At 63.9% G+C, this 16579-nt stretch carries 18 protein-coding genes and 1 pseudogene; 15 read left to right on the top strand and 4 right to left on the bottom strand.

What is annotated here, in order from left to right:
• The 11 genes from AB7535_RS28980 (at nucleotide 1) to AB7535_RS28930 (ending at nucleotide 7384) form a co-directional block, all read left to right on the top strand.
• Nucleotides 1-1047, top strand: a complete 1047-nt coding sequence (locus tag AB7535_RS28980; protein WP_231143350.1) for a flagellar hook-associated family protein — start codon at nucleotides 1-3, stop codon at nucleotides 1045-1047.
• Between the two features lie 54 nt (nucleotides 1048-1101).
• On the top strand, nucleotides 1102-1446 hold the full coding sequence (flaF, locus tag AB7535_RS28975; protein WP_208069782.1) for a flagellar biosynthesis regulator FlaF: 345 nt from the start codon (nucleotides 1102-1104) through the stop codon (nucleotides 1444-1446).
• The gene (gene flbT, locus AB7535_RS28970; RefSeq protein WP_063981315.1) at nucleotides 1446-1865 is read left to right on the top strand and encodes a flagellar biosynthesis repressor FlbT; all 420 of its coding nucleotides are present in this window, start codon (nucleotides 1446-1448) and stop codon (nucleotides 1863-1865) included. The genes flaF and flbT overlap by 1 nt, the downstream gene beginning before the upstream one ends.
• A 15-nt stretch (nucleotides 1866-1880) precedes the next feature.
• Nucleotides 1881-2300, top strand: a complete 420-nt coding sequence (flgD, locus tag AB7535_RS28965) for a flagellar hook assembly protein FlgD (RefSeq protein ID WP_063981316.1) — start codon at nucleotides 1881-1883, stop codon at nucleotides 2298-2300.
• Entirely contained in the window at nucleotides 2297-2563 is a 267-nt protein-coding gene (gene fliQ / locus AB7535_RS28960) for a flagellar biosynthesis protein FliQ (protein WP_014492683.1), read from the top strand. Before flgD ends, fliQ begins: the two co-directional genes overlap by 4 nt.
• Nucleotides 2564-2639: 76 nt before the next feature.
• Nucleotides 2640-4721, top strand: a complete 2082-nt coding sequence (flhA, locus tag AB7535_RS28955; protein WP_071909981.1) for a flagellar biosynthesis protein FlhA — start codon at nucleotides 2640-2642, stop codon at nucleotides 4719-4721.
• Complete coding sequence (fliR, locus tag AB7535_RS28950) at nucleotides 4718-5470, top strand: flagellar biosynthesis protein FliR (protein ID WP_063981318.1); 753 nt, start codon at nucleotides 4718-4720, stop codon at nucleotides 5468-5470. The genes flhA and fliR overlap by 4 nt, the downstream gene beginning before the upstream one ends.
• 5 nt (nucleotides 5471-5475) lie before the next feature.
• Nucleotides 5476-5895 (top strand): hypothetical protein, encoded by a 420-nt coding sequence (locus AB7535_RS28945; RefSeq protein ID WP_208088488.1) that lies wholly within the window; start codon nucleotides 5476-5478, stop codon nucleotides 5893-5895.
• On the top strand, nucleotides 5892-6377 hold the full coding sequence (locus tag AB7535_RS28940) for a rod-binding protein (protein WP_063981319.1): 486 nt from the start codon (nucleotides 5892-5894) through the stop codon (nucleotides 6375-6377). The genes AB7535_RS28945 and AB7535_RS28940 overlap by 4 nt, the downstream gene beginning before the upstream one ends.
• A gap of 39 nt (nucleotides 6378-6416) precedes the next feature.
• A complete protein-coding gene (locus AB7535_RS28935) occupies nucleotides 6417-6929 on the top strand; it encodes a flagellar biosynthesis protein FlgN (RefSeq protein ID WP_231143348.1) in 513 nt (170 codons plus the stop codon).
• The gene (locus AB7535_RS28930; RefSeq protein ID WP_014492689.1) at nucleotides 6926-7384 is read left to right on the top strand and encodes a hypothetical protein; all 459 of its coding nucleotides are present in this window, start codon (nucleotides 6926-6928) and stop codon (nucleotides 7382-7384) included. Before AB7535_RS28935 ends, AB7535_RS28930 begins: the two co-directional genes overlap by 4 nt.
• A 122-nt stretch (nucleotides 7385-7506) precedes the next feature.
• Here the strand turns inward: AB7535_RS28930 and AB7535_RS28925 are convergent, their stop codons facing one another.
• Nucleotides 7507-8277: a response regulator transcription factor gene (locus AB7535_RS28925; protein WP_231145403.1), complete on the bottom strand. Its 771-nt coding sequence runs from the start codon at nucleotides 8275-8277 to the stop codon at nucleotides 7507-7509.
• A gap of 817 nt (nucleotides 8278-9094) precedes the next feature.
• Here AB7535_RS28925 and AB7535_RS28920 point away from each other — a divergent pair.
• Nucleotides 9095-10021 (top strand): hypothetical protein, encoded by a 927-nt coding sequence (locus AB7535_RS28920; RefSeq protein ID WP_231143347.1) that lies wholly within the window; start codon nucleotides 9095-9097, stop codon nucleotides 10019-10021.
• A 14-nt stretch (nucleotides 10022-10035) separates the two neighbouring features.
• Here the strand turns inward: AB7535_RS28920 and AB7535_RS28915 are convergent, their stop codons facing one another.
• Complete coding sequence (locus AB7535_RS28915; protein ID WP_208088486.1) at nucleotides 10036-10617, bottom strand: MarR family winged helix-turn-helix transcriptional regulator; 582 nt, start codon at nucleotides 10615-10617, stop codon at nucleotides 10036-10038.
• Between the two features lie 545 nt (nucleotides 10618-11162).
• Here AB7535_RS28915 and AB7535_RS28910 point away from each other — a divergent pair.
• Complete coding sequence (locus AB7535_RS28910) at nucleotides 11163-12389, top strand: MFS transporter (RefSeq protein ID WP_231145400.1); 1227 nt, start codon at nucleotides 11163-11165, stop codon at nucleotides 12387-12389.
• A gap of 101 nt (nucleotides 12390-12490) precedes the next feature.
• Nucleotides 12491-13378 carry a dienelactone hydrolase family protein gene (locus AB7535_RS28905; protein ID WP_231143346.1) on the top strand — a complete coding sequence of 296 codons (888 nt, stop codon included), beginning with the start codon at nucleotides 12491-12493 and terminating at the stop codon, nucleotides 13376-13378.
• A gap of 58 nt (nucleotides 13379-13436) precedes the next feature.
• Here AB7535_RS28905 and AB7535_RS28900 read toward each other — a convergent pair.
• Together AB7535_RS28900 and AB7535_RS28895 are read right to left on the bottom strand one after the other, a co-directional pair.
• Nucleotides 13437-14705, bottom strand: a pseudogene (locus tag AB7535_RS28900) (serine hydrolase domain-containing protein).
• 121 nt (nucleotides 14706-14826) lie between these two features.
• Nucleotides 14827-15675, bottom strand: coding sequence for an NAD-dependent epimerase/dehydratase family protein (locus AB7535_RS28895; protein WP_231143344.1), 849 nt, complete (start codon nucleotides 15673-15675; stop codon nucleotides 14827-14829).
• A 147-nt stretch (nucleotides 15676-15822) separates the two neighbouring features.
• Between AB7535_RS28895 and AB7535_RS28890 the strand changes: the two genes are divergently transcribed.
• Nucleotides 15823-16578 (top strand): HAD family hydrolase, encoded by a 756-nt coding sequence (locus tag AB7535_RS28890; protein WP_231143343.1) that lies wholly within the window; start codon nucleotides 15823-15825, stop codon nucleotides 16576-16578.
• Nucleotide 16579: the final 1 nt, after the last annotated feature.

The raw sequence follows: 16579 nt of genomic DNA, 5'->3' as shown, positions 1-16579 counted from the left end.
ATGATGAGCGCCAACTACATCTCGACCCTGATGCTGTCTTCGTCGTTGAGGTCCTCGATCACGAACAATCAGGCCGCGCTGACCAAGGCCTCGAAGGAAGCCACCACCGGCCGCTTCGCCGATGTCGGCCTCGAGCTTGGTGCCACGACGGGAAGCGACGTCACCCTGCGGGCGGACCTGAGCTTCGCCGATCAGCTCGTCGATACCAACGGGCTCGTCTCGGGGCGCCTGGACACGACGCAGAACCGGATCACCCAGCTGGGCGCAACCGCAACCTCTTTCCTCAAGGACCTGATCGCGGCCCGCAGCACCGACGGCGGCGGGCGGATCATCCTGCCGCCTGCGTCCGCCAACCTCCAGGATCTGATCGGCGCGCTGAACGTCTCCTATAATGGCTCGTATCTCTTCTCGGGGGTCAACACGCAGAACACGCCGATCACGGCTTACACTGCGGGTTCGGCCAGCAAGAACCAGGTCGATGCCGATTTCCTTGCGACCTTCGGCTTCTCGCAATCCTCGGCCAGCGTGAGCACCATTACCCCGGCCCAAATGCAGACCTTCCTCAACACCACCTTCGATGCCGAGTTCGCGAGCCCGGCCTGGAACACCAATTGGTCAACGGCCACCGACCAGACCATGCAAAGCCGTATCTCCACGACCGAGATCGCCGATACGTCCGTTAGCGCCAACCAGATCGGCTTCCGTAGGCTCGCCGAGGCCTACACCATGATGGCGGATCTTGGGAACGCGAACCTGAGCCAGGACACGTTCCAGGTCGTCGTGGACAAGGCCATCGGCCTCGTCGGTAACGCCATCACGGACCTCGCTACGCTCGGCGGCGGCGTCGGCACGGTCCAGCAGCGGGTCACCGGCGCCACCGAAAAGCTCAAGACGCAGCAGGACATTCTGAACAATCAGATCGTCAAGATGGAGGCCGTCGACCCGACGGAGGCCTCGGTCCGGGTCAACACCCTGCAGACCCAGATCAAGACGGCGCTGTCGCTGACGTCGCAGCTCCAGCAGATCAGCCTGATCAACTATCTCTGAGCCGGGGTCTGTAACTTTGTCTTGTTGTTCGGTCTCCTGCGCAGAGTGGTTCTGATGACGTTTGAAGCCTATGAAGCGGTCGTCGATGATAGCGCCTCTGAGGCGCGGGGCCGCGAGCGGCAGGCGCTCAGTCTCGGCATCGACCGGCTCGAGCGGGTCCAGGGCGGGCGCTTCAGCTTCGAAGATCTGGTCGAGAGTCTGCTCTACGTGCGGCGGCTGTGGACGATCTTCATCGAGGATCTCGCCCATCCGGAGAACGCACTCCCGGAAAAGTTGCGCGCCGACATCATCTCGATCGGCCTGTGGGTCGTCAAGGAAGCCGATCGGCTTCGCGAGGAGAAGTCGAACGACGTGATGCAGCTCATCGAAATCAACCGCCTGATCCGAGACGCGCTCTGATGAAAATATCCTTGCGGGCGGGTGAGCGGATCTACGTCAACGGCGCAGTGCTGCGCGTGGACCGCAAGGTCTCCGTCGAGCTCGTCAACGACGTGATGTTCCTGCTCGAAGGGCAGGTCATGCAGGCTTCCGACGCCACTACGGCGATGCGGCAGCTCTATTTCATCGTCCAGCTCATGCTGATGAACCCGACGGATATCGGCGCCGCAGTCGCGCTCTACGGGGAGCATCACGCGGCCCTGCTCGCGGTTTGCGAGAGCCGTGAGATGCTCGACGGGCTCGCCACGATCCACGAGCTGGTCCGCACGACCCGATATTTCGAGGCGCTCAAGCGGATCCGGGGACTGTTCCCGGTAGAGGACGCAATCCTGGCCGGCCTGGCCGGCGTCGCCACCGAGATCCCATTCGAGGCTGCCTGACAGCGGAGAGGCTACATGAACGTCAACAGCGCGACCGACAGCACCAGCAAGTCCAATGCGACCGATTCCACGAAGAACACGGCGAGCAACACCGTCGACTACAATACCTTTCTTCAGCTCCTCGTCGCCGAGATGAAGAACCAGGATCCCACCAATCCGATGGATACCTCGCAGTACATGAGCCAGTTCGCCCAGCTCTCGACGGTCGAGCAGGCCATGCAGACCAACTCGAAGCTCGATGCGCTGCTGTCGTCGCAGTCGCTGTCGCAGGCCAACGGGCTGATCGGAAAGACCGTCAGCTTCACCGACGCGACCGGCGCGACCTTCAGCGGCAAGGTCGTTTCGATCTCCATCAACAACGATGGCTCCATCGCAACCCTCGAGAACGGCACGAAGGTCGCGGTCGGGCCCGGCCTTACGATCAGCCAGTCATGAACGAGCGGGACGCCCTCGACATCGTCCAGGCGGCGATCTGGACCATCATCGTCGCCTCCGGCCCCGCCGTCGGCGCCGCGATGCTCGTCGGCACCGCCATTGCGCTGATCCAGGCGCTGACCCAGGTCCAGGAGGTGACGCTGACCTTCGTGCCGAAGATCATCGTCATCCTCCTGGTCGTTGCCGTCTCCGGCTCCTTCATCGGCGCCCATCTCTCCACCTTCACCGAGATGGTCTATTCGCGGATCGAGCACGGCTTCTGATCCGCGCGAGCCCGGCCACCACCCTCGCGTAAGCTTTGCACGGCAGATTGCGGGGCGGACCCTCTGCCGGTGACCCATGGCCGATACATTAGCTGCTAGCCTGCCGACCCCGCGACGATTGGGGGCCGACGCCTTTTTCGCGGGCGGTATCGTGGCCATGCTCACGATCCTGTTCCTGCCCATACCGCCGATCCTGATCGACCTCGGCCTCGCCTTCTCGATCGCGCTGTCCGCGCTGATCCTGATGGTCGCGCTGTGGATCCAGCGGCCGCTCGATTTCTCCGCTTTCCCGACCGTGCTGCTGATCGCGACGATCCTGCGGCTGGCACTCAACGTTGCGACCACCCGTCTGATCCTGTCGCGGGGCGGGGAGGGCGAACAAGCCGCGGGTCACGTCGTTGCCGGCTTCTCGAAGTTCGTCATGGGCGGCGACTTCGTCATCGGTCTGATCATCTTCGCGATCCTGGTGACGGTGAATTTCGTCGTGATCACGAAGGGCGCAACGCGTATCGCCGAAGTCGGTGCCCGCTTCACCCTGGACGCCATCCCGGGCAAGCAGATGGCGATCGACGCCGACCTCTCCGCGGGCCTCATCGATGACAAGGAGGCCCAGCGCCGGCGCCGCGAGCTCGAGGAGGAAAGCGCGTTCTTCGGCGCAATGGACGGTGCTTCGAAATTCGTCCGCGGCGACGCAATCGCCGGCCTGATCATCACGGCGATCAACATCTTCGGCGGCATCATCATCGGCGTGACGCATCACGGGCTGACGCTGTCGCGCGCCGCCGACGTCTACACCAAACTCTCCGTCGGCGACGGTCTGGTAACGCAGATGCCGGCACTGATCGTGTCGCTGTCGGCGGGCCTCCTGGTCTCCAAGGGCGGCACCAGGGGGTCGGCCGAGCAGGCCGTGCTGAGGCAGCTCGGTGGCTACCCGCGCGCGGTGTCGGCGGCGTCGTTGATGATGTTCGTGCTCGCCTTGATGCCTGGGCTGCCGATGGCACCCTTCGTGCTGCTCGGCGGTGCCATGGCCTTTGTCGGCTACTCGCTGCCGCGGCGGCAGGCGGCGCGGGAGAAGAAAGAGCATGCGCGCAAGGCCGACGAGCGCGCCCAGGCCGATGCCAAGGAATCCGTCAAGGAATCGCTCAAGACCGCAGAGATCGAGGTGTCGCTCGGCGGCCATCTGTCGGTCCATCTGCTGGGCGCGCGCACCGAGCTTGGGCACCGGGTCAGCAAGCTCCGCAAGAAGTTTGCCAAGCAATACGGCTTCGTCATTCCGGAGATCAAGCTCAGCGACAATCTGTCGATCGATCCCAAGGGATACCAGATCCGGATCCACGACACGCGTATCGCCCATGGCGAGCTGCGGCTCGGCGAGGTGCTGGTGCTCGTCGACAAGGACGGTAAGCCCGACGTGCCCGGCGAAGAGGTGATCGAACCCGCTTTCGGCATGAAGGCGCTGTGGGTGACGGAGGCGTTCACCGACGAGGTCAAGCGTCAGGGCTGCAAGCCCGTCGACAACCTGTCGGTGCTGCTCACGCACTTGAGCGAAGTGCTCAGGGCAAATCTCGCACAGCTGCTATCCTACAAGGACATGCGCGGCCTGCTCGACCGTCTCGATCCCGAATACAAGCGCCTGGTCGAGGATCTCTGCCCGTCGCAGATCTCCTATTCGGGCCTGCTGGCGATCCTGAAGATCCTGCTGGCCGAGCGCGTGTCGATCCGCAATCTCCATTTGATCCTTGAGGCCATTGCCGAGATCGCACCCCATGTGCGGCGCTCCGAGCAGGTCGCGGAGCATGTGCGGACCCGACTTGCCCAGCAGATCTGCGGCGACCTTTCCGACAACGGTGTGCTGAACGTCGTCCGCCTTGGCAATCGCTGGGACCTGGCGTTCCACCAGAGCCTGAAGCGCGACGCCAAGGGCGAAGTCTTCGAATTCGACGCCGATCCTCGCCTGATCGAGCAGTTCGCAACCGAAGCCAGCGCCGCGATCCGAAAATTCACCGAGAACGGCACCAGCGTGGTTCTGGCGGTCACCCCGGAAGCCCGCCCCTATGTCCGGATGATCCTGGAGCGGGTGTTCCCGACCTTGCCGGTCCTGTCGCATGTCGAGGTCGCGCGCAGCGCCGAGATCAGGGCGCTGGGAGCCATATCGTGATCAGCGGCCTCGCCGACAGCGTGCTGGTCACGTTCATCGTGTTCTGCCGCATCGGCGCCTGCCTGATGCTCGTGCCCGGCTATTCCAGCGTCAACGTTCCGGCCCAGGTTCGCCTGTTCGTCGCGCTCGTCACGACGTTTGCGCTGACGCCGATCCTGATCTCGGTCCTGAAACCTCTCACCGACAACGCCGCGCCGCTGACGCTTGCGCTTCTGATCTGCTCCGAGCTTGTGGTCGGCAGCGTCATCGGGCTCGGCGGGCGCGTGTTCTTCCTCGCGCTGCAGACCATGGCGACCGTGATGGCGGGCGCGATCGGGTTGAGCAACATCCCGGGAACGCCGGTCGGCGACACCGATCCGGCGCCGGCCCTGGTCCCGCTGATCATGGCAGCCGTCACCACGCTGTTCTTCATGACCGATCAGCACTGGCAGGTCCTGCGCGGGCTGATGAACTCCTACGACGTCTGGCAGCCCGGCAACAGGATCGGCGGCAGCATGGCGCTCGAACAGCTGGTCAGCCGCCTGTCCGAGGCGTTCGTGCTGACGCTGCGGATCACCAGCCCCTTCATCGTCTATTCGGTCATCGTCAACCTCGCGGTCGGCCTGATCAACAAGCTGACGCCGGCGATTCCGGTCTATTTCATCTCGGTGCCCTTCGTGCTGTTCGGCGGCTTCCTGCTGCTCTACCTCACCAGCGACGAGCTCTTGACGCAATTCATGCTCGGCGTCTCGTCGTGGCTGGCGGAGTGATGGTCATGACGTCGCGCGCGGACAAGCTCGGCCGGATGGTCTCGCTCGTGAAGCTTCAGCTCCGGCTGTCCGAATGGCAGCTCGCGCATCTGCGGCAGCAGGAGCGCAGCTTGCAGGACGAGCAGGAATGGCTGGTAGGAACCCTCAACGAGGGCAAACCGCCGGCGGGCTCGTCGAGCGACTCAATCGCGCGGCGCCTGAACAGGACGAGCGCCGGTGCGCGCGCGGTCCAGGCGCAGGCGTCGCAGCAACTCGACCAGGTCCGCGCGGACACCCGCCGTGTGAAACAGCTCGAGCAGGTCGCGAAGGCCGCGCTCGCAGACAAGCTTCGCGACGCGGAGGCGCGCTCGCTCGAAGAGATGACGGGAATAAGCCCCGCCGTGCGTGACTGGACGCCACGGCCAGCCAGCCGGAACAAGACATGATCGTGACAGCGACGCCCGACCTCGTTCTTGATGTCCTCGATGCCGCCGACCCCGTGACGCAGCGGGCGGCGACCGCGAAGCTCGATGCACTGAAATCGTCGGACGCCGATTTCGCCGCCACCATGGACGCGGAGGTCGGCAAGGCTAAGGCGGCGAATGCCGATCAATCCGCGGCGCAGGCTGCCGAAGCGCAGCAGCCGGGTGCGGTGAACGGGCCGCCGGTGCGGGTGATCAAGGCGCCCGCATCCGGCGAGGTGTACCGGAAGTTCGAGGCGTTCATTCTCCAGACCTTCGTCGAGACGATGCTGCCGAAGGAGTCGGAGGAAGTCTTCGGCAAGGGCACGGCCGGCGGCGTCTGGAAGTCGATGCTGGCGGAGCAGCTTGGTGCTCAGCTGGCAAAGGGCAAGGGCATTGGCATTGCCAAGCAACTCGCCGCTGCGCAGCCGGCAGGGCCCGGCGTTACGGAAAAGACCGGATCATGATCCGGGAATGGGTGACAGAAGTTGAGGGGTGAATTTCCTATGCAAGCACAAGAAGGTGCGGCGGTCCTGGTGGTGGAGCAGCCGGTCGTGGACGCCGACGCGATGACGCTGGAAGCGGCAGAAGGCGATGCGTTCTTGCCTGCGCTGCTGCCGAATCTCGGCGGTGACGTGGTGAACGACGGCACCGACGCGGCGAGATCGGACGAGGTGCGTGGCCTGCTGTCTGCGATCCGCCGGCTCGAGAACATCGTCGAGGAGGAGACGGTCGCGCTCTCGACGGGCAAGAAGATCGATTTCGACGACTTCAGTGCCCGGAAGAGCCGGAGCATGCTCGAATTCGTCCGCTTGATGCGGGCACGGATGCATCTCGGCAACGAGGTCGAGATCACCGAGGAGATCCAGCGGTTGCGCGAGAAGCTCGAGCGAAACCGTTCCATCCTCGAAATGCATTACGATGCGGTGCGCGAGGTCGCGGCCATCATCGTCAAAGCGATCAAGGAAGCCGAGTCGGACGGCACCTATACCGGCCGCACAGCACAGGACGGAAAATGATCAGACTCGTGCTGGCCGGGCTCTGGGTATGCATCCTCACCGCGGGCACGAGCTATGCCGTGGCCTATTGGAAGGAAAACGGCAGCCTGCTGCCGGCGAAGGACGAATATCTCGACGGCCTTCAATACCAGAAGACGCGGGCGCTGAGCGTGCCAATGGTCGAGGGCGGCAGCGTGCAGGGCTACATCGTGGCGCGCTTCGTCTACACCGTTGAGGCGCGGATCATGCACCAGCTCAACGTCCCTCCGGAGCCGTTCGTCGTCGACGAGGCCTTCCGCAGGATCTATGCCGACGACCGCCTCGATTTCAGGAAGCTCGCCCGTTACGACCTTTCCATCCTCACGACGGCCATCAAGCAGCGCGTCAACGAGCGGATGCAGGCCGACGTCGTCCAGGACGTCCTGGTCGAGGACTTCAACTATGTTTCGAAGGAAGAATTCCAGCAGAAGCCGTAGCTATCGCGGCGCCGGCATCGCGAGGCCGCTGTTCCGCCATCCCTGCCGCTGAAAGTGCAACGGCCTCTGCGAAGGGTACTCCGCAGAGGCCGTTGTCGTTTTTGTGGCGGTGCCCTGCCGCGTCAGTTTCCGGCCGGGTACGCCGCCGGGGCGGAATGTGCCCTGTTCAGGAGGATCCCGACCTCGTCGAGTTCCTGCATCGGCACGTCGATGGTCTCGCCGGCAGGGATGTTGAGGCGGTATCCGACGTAGCGCCGGGCCACGATCGCGTCGAAGCCGAGGCGGTCGCGGAGTTTCTTGCGCAGCTTGCTGACGTGGCTCTCGATCACGCTCTCGTCGAAGGTCGACTCGAAGATGCCGTAGACCGCGTTGAAGATCTGCGTCTTGGTGATCCACTTGCCGTGGTTGCTGACCATATACTCGAGAATGCGCAGCTCGCGGCGGGGCAGGGTGAGAGCGTGGCCCGCGATCTCGGGGTCACGTCCGTTGAAGAAGACCTGGATCCTGGTCTCGCAGGGCCTCGGCAGCTCGCCCACCCGGCGGCGCGCGATTGCGGCCGTTCGGGCGAGGATCTCGCGCAGGTGAATCGGTACATGGACGACGTCGTCGACACCCGATTCGAACAGCTCAAGCGTGTTCTTGAGCATCTTCTGGCCGCTCATGGCGATGATGGGCGCCGAGGAGCGCTTGCGCATCGCCCGAGGCAGGCTTCCGCGGGCATCGCAATCCCCGAGGAGAAAGGCGTCGACCGCCGCCAGATCCGGTTCGCTCGCAGATTGCAGCCAGTCCCAGAATTCTCCGGAGGAGAAGCCGATCGACGATACACCTTCGCGAACGAGCCCTCCAACGTAGCTGTTCGTGACGCTCTCGCGATCATCAACGATAATATACATTAGTCTTTCGCCCCTGTTTCGCACTTGTTGCGGCCGGATGGTTGTTGTGATGCCCGGCTCGGCAACCATGCTGTTTGACGATATTTCCATCCCGCGAACCGTTATTATGGTTTCGATATTCGCGGGCAGCCCTACGCATTCAGTGCCTGCGTGTGCAGGCCTGCTACATCGACTCGATACTGAACGCTTACTGCGTGAGGCTCGGCGGGTGTCTTACGGATCACCTCGCGGAGCGGATTGAGACAGACCTAGAACAGTTGCGCCAACTTGCCGATTGCGTCCGAACGCACCTGAACTGTGTCGATCTCCTCGCCAACTGGCGAGAATCACTTGAGTAGGACCGTAACAATTGCCGATTTCCGATCAAGCGCGCGCAGCAAAGCGGTTGCTATGCGTGTTTGATGCTGTTGATTCGTTTCTGGTTGTTTCTTTGTATGCTCGATCGCATCAGTTGATTTGATAATCGAACTAGTTTTGCACCGTAACGTTTCTAAAGTTCCGCATCCCCGCGTAATCACAGCTATTTTGCGCGGCGCTGCGGGTCATCCGCATAGCGGGGTTTTCAACCCGGGATTGACTCTCCTGCTGGTGTTTCCCCATGCGACAATTCGACTCATGTATGGCGCGGCGACTCCAGCTTGGCGAAATCTTGGCGAGTGTGTGTCTTTCGAGTCGCACTCTCGCCACGTCCATGACGCTTTTGACTCATGCGACGTCGCATCGGGCGCGATGAAAAGTTTTCGCTGCGCACGTTTCAGGCAAGCTTCGGCAAATAACTTCACCGTTCGATAGATCGAACCGAACGGAGCATTTTCACATGTTGTCCGATGGACAAGCTCGTCCCAACGCGACCGCTGATGTTTCCGCGGCGGCGAAGCCGGCTCCGGATGCGCGCGATACAAGCACGACACAGACGGCCAAGCCCGCTGCAAGCGCGAAGCGTGTGTCGGCTGCGGCGAACGACGAGACTCTGGCGAAAGAGGCGCTCGAGGGGCTGAAGCGCATTCGCGCCAAGGCGCGCCTCGACAAGATGGCGATACCGAAGCCTGCGCCGACCGTGATGAAGCCGGCCGTGATCGTGGCCAAGCCGCCGCCGCCGCGTCCGACATGGGTCGCGCCGCTCGCAACATTGGCGGTCGCCGCGATCCTGGTGGTCTGCGCCTGCACCGGCGTAATCGCCTATCTCACCACGCAGCCCGCCCAAAGCAACGTTGCCGCCAATACGGAGATCAGGAATCTGCGCGAGACTGTCGCGCTGCTGCGCAAGCAGGTGTCGGGCGTGTCCGAAAATCTCGACGGCCTGCGCACCGCGGTCGATCAGTCGAGCAAGGCGACCAACGATCGCTTCGGCAGGTTCGCCGAGAATCTGGACCGTATCGAGCGGGTGAGCTCGTCCTCGACGGTGAAGCTGGACAAGCTCGCCCAGGCTCAGGCGCAAGCGCCGGCGGCCGTTGCTTCGCAGCCGCCCTCGCAGACGATGCCGATGATGGCCTCGGTTGCCGCGCCCGAGATCACGGGTTCGGTTCCTCCGTCGGCGCCGCGCAAGGTGGTCAAGGGCTGGTCGGTCCGCCAGGCCTATGAGGGAATTGCGATCCTGCAAGGTCCGAACGGCGTCATCGAGGCCGTGCTTGGTCAGCAGGTACCCGGCCTTGGCCGCATCGAAGAGATCAAGAACGAGAACGGCCGTCTGGTCGTGGAGTCCAGCGGTGGCGTCATCTACTCGTCACGCAAGGCGACGCCGTGATCGAGGGCCGCCTCCTATTGGCGATGATGCTCGAAGCTGGTGCATAGCAGATCGATCTCCGGCTCCGCGATCGGCGCGCGAAACAGGCGGCAGCTGAACTCGGCGGCGCCGGGCTTGCCGTCCGTGGCGGTGCGATCTTCGCGCAGGAAGATGCATCGCTTGCAGACGTCGGTATGGTGCCGCTGCTCGGCCGCGTCCGCTTGATCGAGCACGTGCCGGAGCGTGTCGCGAAAGCGGATCTTGGCCTCGTCGTCGAGGACGGCGATCGGCTCGAGGAGAACGCTGATGGGGTCGCGCACCAGGAACTTCTTGCCCTGCTGCGTCACGCTCAGCGTCACCGATCGCTTGTCCGTCGCGGAGCGCTTTCGCTCCAGATATCCGAGCCGCTCGAGCTCGCCGATGATGAAAGAGGCGGTGCCGCGCGTGGTGCCGACGTAGCTCGCGAGCGCCGAGGGCGTCCGCGAGAAACGGTTTGCGCGAGAGAGAAAGCGCAGGGCCATCCATTCGCGGTCGCGCAAGCCATGTTTGGTGCCTTCGAACCACAGGATGCGGGCCATCTGTCCCAACAATTCAATCGCTTCGCGAGCTAAAATCATTTCAGTTCCAGGTCGGACAAGCTTTATTCAATTGAGCCTTTGGTAGCGCAATCTGGGTGGACGAGAATGAAGTTCTCGGGCGATTCTTCGTCCGTTGCCGGATGGAGGGACCGCGCTCGGGAAGTTGCACCCGTTGTGCAGATGGAACTTCCGGCCGTGGAACTAGAGCGTCACACAGAAAGTTCGAGTAAATCGCACGGCTCAACTCTTCTGAAAATTTCAATCAAATCACGAGAGCTTGCACGTGAATTGACGGTGATGTGCGACGCCTGAGCAACATGATGTGTCATTGTCGCCACTGCGAGGCCCATTTGTTGCGGCCTGGAGTTTCGAATACGCAAAAGGGCGCATCACCGGCAACGCCTGGCGATGTGGCTGGCCGGGAGTGAACCCTCTCTTTCGGTTAATGGATGTTGCGACGCAATGCAGCCAGACGGTTAAGTCCGGCAAACGAGCGAATCCAGGGAGTCAAAGTGTCGTTGGGAATTGCGCAAGCGGCGCCGTTCAACGTCAAACGAGCAGCATTCGCAGCCACCATCGGCAACATGCTCGAATTCTACGATTTCATTACCTACAGCTTCTTCGCCATCCAGATCGGCCATAGCTTCTTCCCGACCGGAAGCGAGTACGGCAGCCTGATGCTGTCGCTGGCGACGTTCGGGGCCGGCTTCGTGACGCGGCCGATCGGCGGGATCGTGCTCGGCATCTATTCCGACCGGATCGGCCGGCGGCCCGCCATGCTGCTGAGCTTTGCGTTGATGGGAGCTGCTATCCTGACCATCGCGCTCACGCCGTCCTATCGCATGATCGGCGTCGCCGCGCCCATCATCGTGATTGCGGCGCGCATGGTGCAGGGCTTCGCCCTCGGCGGCGAGGTCGGACCGACCACCGCCTATCTCCTCGAGATTGCCCCGCCCGAGCATCGGGCGCTGGTCGTGGCATGGCAGCCGGCGAGCCAGGAGATCGCGGCGACCGCCGGCGCGCTGGTCGGCGTCATCCTGAGCACGACCATGGCGCCGGAGATGCTGGACTCCTACGGCTGGCGGGTGGCGTTCCTGATCGGGGCCGTCTGCCTGCCGTTCGGGCTCTGGATGCGGCGGACACTGCCCGAGACGATTCCGCATGCCGATGCCGGTGTCGCAGCGAAAGAGCGCACGGGTCACCTCTCGCAGGCCCGACGCCACCTCGGCATCATCGCGCTGGCCTTGATGATCCTGGCCAGCGGCACGATCTCGACCTATGTCACGCAATACATGACGACCTATGCGCAGAATACCCTGCACGTGTCGTCGACGCTGGCTTTCGCCGTGTCGCTCGTCAGCAACGGCATTCAGTTCGTCGGCGCACTGGTCGGCGGATGGCTCGCCGATCGTCTCGGCCGCAAGCCGATCATGATCTGGCCGCAGCTCGCAACCCTCCTGCTCACCTATCCGACCTTCCTGTGGATCGTCCATGCACCGGGCGCGCTGTCGCTCCTGATCGGCTTCGGCGTGCTATCGATCATCGGCTCGCTGCCGTTCACCGCGTTCTATGCGACCTTCACCGAAGCGCTGCCCCAGAACATCCGCGGAGGCGTGTTCGCGACCGTCTACGCGGTGGCGATCGCGAGCTTCGGAGGTACGGCGCAGCTAGTGGTCACGTGGCTCCTCCACGTCACCGGCAATCCGCTGGCACCGGCCTGGTACCTCCTGCTTGCGGCGATCGTCGGACTTGTCGCAATGAGCCTGATGCCCGAAACGGCGCCGGTGAAAAGACGTCAGGGCCTGGCCTGAACACGAACATGCTCGCAGGCTGGTGATTTGCGTTTCGCCGGCAATTATCGGCGAATGCGCCGCCTGAGGAATCAGGGCCAAGCATCAGGAAGGATCGACCGATGAGCTTCGAAACCACCATGACATCCGACGTCGTCGGGCTGACGAAAGTCGCCCCGGTCTCGCGCCGCGGATTCATGAGCGCCACCGCGGCCGTCGCTGCCGGCTACACGCTTGCGGCCGGTCCGGTCCGCGCCGAAATCATCACGACAGATACCGGCGGCCTTCAGGCTGGCGACACCAGGATCAAGGTCGGCTCCGAAGAGATGCCTGCCTACTTCGCGCGCCCGGCCGGCAACACGAAGGCGCCGGTGATCATCGTGGCGATGGAGATTTTCGGCCTGCACGAATACATCAAGGACGTGACACGGCGCCTCGCCAAGCTCGGCGCATTCGCGGTCGCACCCGACTATTACTTCCGCAAGGGTGTCGACCTCACCAAGGTCACCGACATCAAGGATCTGCTGCCCGTCGTCAATGCCAAGCCGGACGCCGAGCTGCTGTCCGATCTGGATGCGACGGTGGCGTGGGCGGGATCGCAAGGCGGCGACACCGCGAAGCTCGGCATCATCGGCTTCTGCCGGGGTGGCCGCAATGTCTGGGAATACGCCGCCCACAGCGGCACCCTCAAGGCTGGTGTCGCGTTCTACGGTGCGCCGGTCGATCCCGCCAATCCGGTGTGGCCGAAGAGCCCGCTTCAGCTCGCCTCCGAGATGAAGGCGCCGGTGCTCGGCCTCTATGGCGGCGCCGATACCGGCATTCCCGTGGCGCAGGTCGAGCAGTTCAAGGCGACGCTCGAGCAGGACAAGAAGGTCGCCGAATTCAAGATCTATCCGCAGGCGCCGCACGGCTTCCATGCCGACTATCGCGGCAGCTATCGCAAGGATGCGGCGGAAGACGCCTGGAAGCAGGCCCAGGCCTGGTTCAAGAAGTACGGCGTGTTGAGCTGACGCCAGATTCGCAAAGGGCGGCCTGAGCGGCCGCCCTTTCTATTCCAGCGCGCCGGTCTCACTTCACCATCGCGCCATAGACGATGTCCTGCACCTGCTCGCGATAGTATTTCCTGAGCTCGCCCGGCGCCGCCGTTCCCACCACCACGACGAGACGCTCCTTGGGATCGCAGAAGAACTGCGTCCCGTAGGCGCCGTTCCAGGTGAACTCGCCGGGATTACCGGGAACCGACGACAGCCCCTCGCTGGTCCGGACCGCGACCGCGAGACCAAAGCCGAAGCCGGCGCGATGCGGCTCGATGTTCGCCACATTGTTCTTGATCTCGGGACCGAGGTGGTTGGTCGTCATGTGATGCACGGTCTTCGGGGAAAGAATGCGCTGGCCGTCGAGCTCGCCGCCGTTGAGCAGCATCTGGCCGAAGCGGATGTAATCGCCCATCGTCGCGAATGAGCAGGCGCCGCCGCAATCGAACTTGGTCGGGGTGTCCAGCAGCTTGATGGCTTGCGGCTTCCCGGTCAGCGGATCGTTGGCAAACGGGCGGGCGAGGCGAGGGCGCTGTGCGTCGGTCGGGTGGAAGGTCGCGTCCTTCATGCCGAGCGGCTGCCACACATTGGCGGCGAGATAGTCGCCGAGCCTCTGCTCGCTGACCTTCTCGACGACGGCGCCGAGCACGTCGATCGAGAAGCCGTATTCGAACTCGGTCGAGGGCTGATGTGCCAGCGGCAGTTTCGTGATGCGGCCGATGAAGGCCTCAGTGTCGCCTTCCACCGCCGGGGCGACGCCATCGGGGTATTGCCGCGCCACCGGGCTCGATGAGTCGGGGCGGCCGCCATACATCAATCCGGACGTATGCCGGTAGAGATCGTGGATAAAGATCGGGGAGGCCTGCGGTTCGAGCTTGAGCGAGCCATTGGCCTCGGTCGCGCCGACCTTCATGTCGGCAAAGCCTGGATAGTAGTCGGACAGCTTGGCCTGGAGCGGCAACTGGCCTTTCTCCATCAGCGTCAGGCCGGCGACCGCCGCCATCGGCTTGGTCATCGAGGCCAGCGCGAAGATCGCGTCAACCGGCATCGGCGTGCCCTTGTCGGGATCGAGCATGCCCTAAGCCTTGTAGTGCACGAGCTTGCCGTCCCGTGCCACCGCGACGACGGCACCGGGGACGCGCTTGGCGGCGATCTCGCGCGCGAAGAAGCTGTCGAGCCGCTCGAGACCCTGCTTCGAGAAACCGGCGTCATCAGGGTTGGCTTCGGGCAGTGGTGCGGCGCGCGCCGTACCGAACGTGATGACGGCAGCCGCCGTCGCGATCATGGCGATCGTCTTGTTCATTGCATCCTCCCAAGGCGAGCTCGTTCTGTGGTGGCTCGCCGAGCGGCTAGATCACGGCTGCGCCTGAGCGAAGTCAAGCGCGGGTGGGGCATGTCTGGGACGCGTCGGAGATAACCGGAACCTATCGCCCTTGCCCGGTGTGCCACAGCGCATCCAGGCCATGCCGATAGGTCGGATGGGCAAGCGTGACACCGAGCTCGTGCTTCAGTTTCGCGTTGGAGACCCGGGCACTGCTGGCATAGAAGCTGCGGGCCATCGCCGACATCTCGGCAATCTCGAACGGCTCTTCGGGCGGCGGCGCAAGGTCCATCAGTTTCGCCGCATAAGCGATCACATCCTGCGGCGGCGCCGGCTCGTCGTCGCAGACGTTCCAGGTGCCGCCGTCACTGTGCTTCACCGCGGCCATGATCGCGCTCGCGATGTCGTCGGCGTGGATGCGGTTGAAGACCTGTCCCGGCTTGATGATGCGCCGGGCCGTCCCCGCCCGCAGCGTCACCAGCGCGTTGCGGCCGGGACCGTAGATGCCCGCAAGCCGCAGGATCGCGACATCGCCGCGCGCCGCGGCGGTCCAGGCTTGCTCCGCCGCAACGCGCGTTCGCGTGCGGTCGAGGGTGGCCTGCGGCGGCGTGCTCTCGTCCACCCAGCGGCCTGCGTGATCGCCGTAGACGCCGATGGTGGAGAGATAGACGATCTTCCGCCGCCGGCCCGCGAGCGCGTCGCCAAGGGCCGTAACTGCGGGGTCGCCCGCGCTGCCGGGCGGGATCGATATGAGAAGGACATCGGCGTCGCGCACTCTCTCGATCACCTCGCGCGCCGGACTGCCGCCGGAAAAGGCGTGCACCTCGATGCCGGCAAGGTCGTTTCGCTTCCCTGGATCGCGCACAGTGCCGGCGATATGCGAGAAGGCGCCGCCGAATTGGCCGACGAAATGCCGGGCACTGTAGCCGAGGCCGAGGATGAAGAGCCGCATGCGCCTGCCGTGCTGGTCGGAGTTCCCGCTCGCGCGAGCTGCGCGCCGTTCGCTCATAAGGGATTTTTGGGTCTGGCAAAAGATATTGCGAGTTTACTCGGCCGCCAGGGCAGGGGATGCTGGCTTGTCAGGAGGGAGGCGTCGGTCATGCAGGCAGAAGCGCCGGCCGCAGTGCCATGCGGTGCCGCGGAGTTGATCGGGCGCGCCGCCGCGCTGATCTTCGATGTCGACGGCACCCTGGCCGAAACCGAGGAGCTGCATCGGCAGGCCTTCAACCACGCCTTCGTTCGCCACGGTCTCGACTGGCAGTGGGACCGGGCCGTCTACAAGGAGCTGCTGCGTGTCACCGGCGGCAAGGAGCGCATGCGCGCCTTTCACGCGAGGCTGCAGGTCGCGCCGCCATTGCCGGATGCCGACATCGCAGCCCTTCACCGCATCAAGACCGCGCATTACGCCGAGCTGATCGAAACCGGCTGCTGCCCCTTAAGGCCCGGCGTGGCGGACCTGCTCATTGCTGCGAAGGCCCGCGGCCAGCGGCTCGCGATCGCGACCACCACCTCGCACGGCAATATCGATGCGCTGCTGTCGCAAGCGCTGGGAACGCGCTGGGCGGCGGATTTTGATGCGGTCATCGCCGGCGACGATGTCCGCCACAAGAAGCCGGCGCCGGATGTCTATCTGGAAACCCTGGCGCGGCTGAATCTGGGCGCAGCCGACTGCGTCGCGATCGAGGATTCCCGCAACGGTCTGATCGCGGCCTCGCGGGCGAACATTCCGGTGCTCATCACCAGGAGCATGTTCTTTCGGGACGATGATTTCAGTGCGGCGCAGGTCGTGCTGGACGATTTGTCGGAACTCGGGGGCTCAAAACAAAAAACTGAAAAACAACCCCATGCACAGTAGA

The organism is Bradyrhizobium sp. 956_D2_N1_4 (assembly GCF_052076025.1).
Taxonomy (GTDB): Bacteria; Pseudomonadota; Alphaproteobacteria; order Rhizobiales; family Xanthobacteraceae; genus Bradyrhizobium; species Bradyrhizobium barranii.
The sequence above is the reverse complement of the archived record's forward strand: the minus strand, read 5'-3'. Positions and strand labels throughout refer to the sequence as shown.

Coding starts and splice junctions, on each gene's coding strand:
- AB7535_RS28930 (WP_014492689.1), top strand. CDS start 6,926: ATGATCAGACTCGTGCTGGCCGGGCTCTGGGTATGCATCCTCACCGCG.
- AB7535_RS28905 (WP_231143346.1), top strand. CDS start 12,491: ATGAGCTTCGAAACCACCATGACATCCGACGTCGTCGGGCTGACGAAA.
- fliQ (WP_014492683.1), top strand. CDS start 2,297: ATGAACGAGCGGGACGCCCTCGACATCGTCCAGGCGGCGATCTGGACC.
- AB7535_RS28935 (WP_231143348.1), top strand. CDS start 6,417: ATGCAAGCACAAGAAGGTGCGGCGGTCCTGGTGGTGGAGCAGCCGGTC.
- flaF (WP_208069782.1), top strand. CDS start 1,102: ATGACGTTTGAAGCCTATGAAGCGGTCGTCGATGATAGCGCCTCTGAG.
- AB7535_RS28940 (WP_063981319.1), top strand. CDS start 5,892: ATGATCGTGACAGCGACGCCCGACCTCGTTCTTGATGTCCTCGATGCC.
- flhA (WP_071909981.1), top strand. CDS start 2,640: ATGGCCGATACATTAGCTGCTAGCCTGCCGACCCCGCGACGATTGGGG.
- AB7535_RS28945 (WP_208088488.1), top strand. CDS start 5,476: ATGACGTCGCGCGCGGACAAGCTCGGCCGGATGGTCTCGCTCGTGAAG.
- flgD (WP_063981316.1), top strand. CDS start 1,881: ATGAACGTCAACAGCGCGACCGACAGCACCAGCAAGTCCAATGCGACC.
- flbT (WP_063981315.1), top strand. CDS start 1,446: ATGAAAATATCCTTGCGGGCGGGTGAGCGGATCTACGTCAACGGCGCA.
- AB7535_RS28890 (WP_231143343.1), top strand. CDS start 15,823: ATGCAGGCAGAAGCGCCGGCCGCAGTGCCATGCGGTGCCGCGGAGTTG.
- AB7535_RS28915 (WP_208088486.1), bottom strand. CDS start 10,617: ATGATTTTAGCTCGCGAAGCGATTGAATTGTTGGGACAGATGGCCCGC.
- AB7535_RS28895 (WP_231143344.1), bottom strand. CDS start 15,675: ATGCGGCTCTTCATCCTCGGCCTCGGCTACAGTGCCCGGCATTTCGTC.
- AB7535_RS28980 (WP_231143350.1), top strand. CDS start 1: ATGATGAGCGCCAACTACATCTCGACCCTGATGCTGTCTTCGTCGTTG.
- AB7535_RS28910 (WP_231145400.1), top strand. CDS start 11,163: ATGCTCGAATTCTACGATTTCATTACCTACAGCTTCTTCGCCATCCAG.
- AB7535_RS28920 (WP_231143347.1), top strand. CDS start 9,095: ATGTTGTCCGATGGACAAGCTCGTCCCAACGCGACCGCTGATGTTTCC.
- AB7535_RS28925 (WP_231145403.1), bottom strand. CDS start 8,277: ATGTATATTATCGTTGATGATCGCGAGAGCGTCACGAACAGCTACGTT.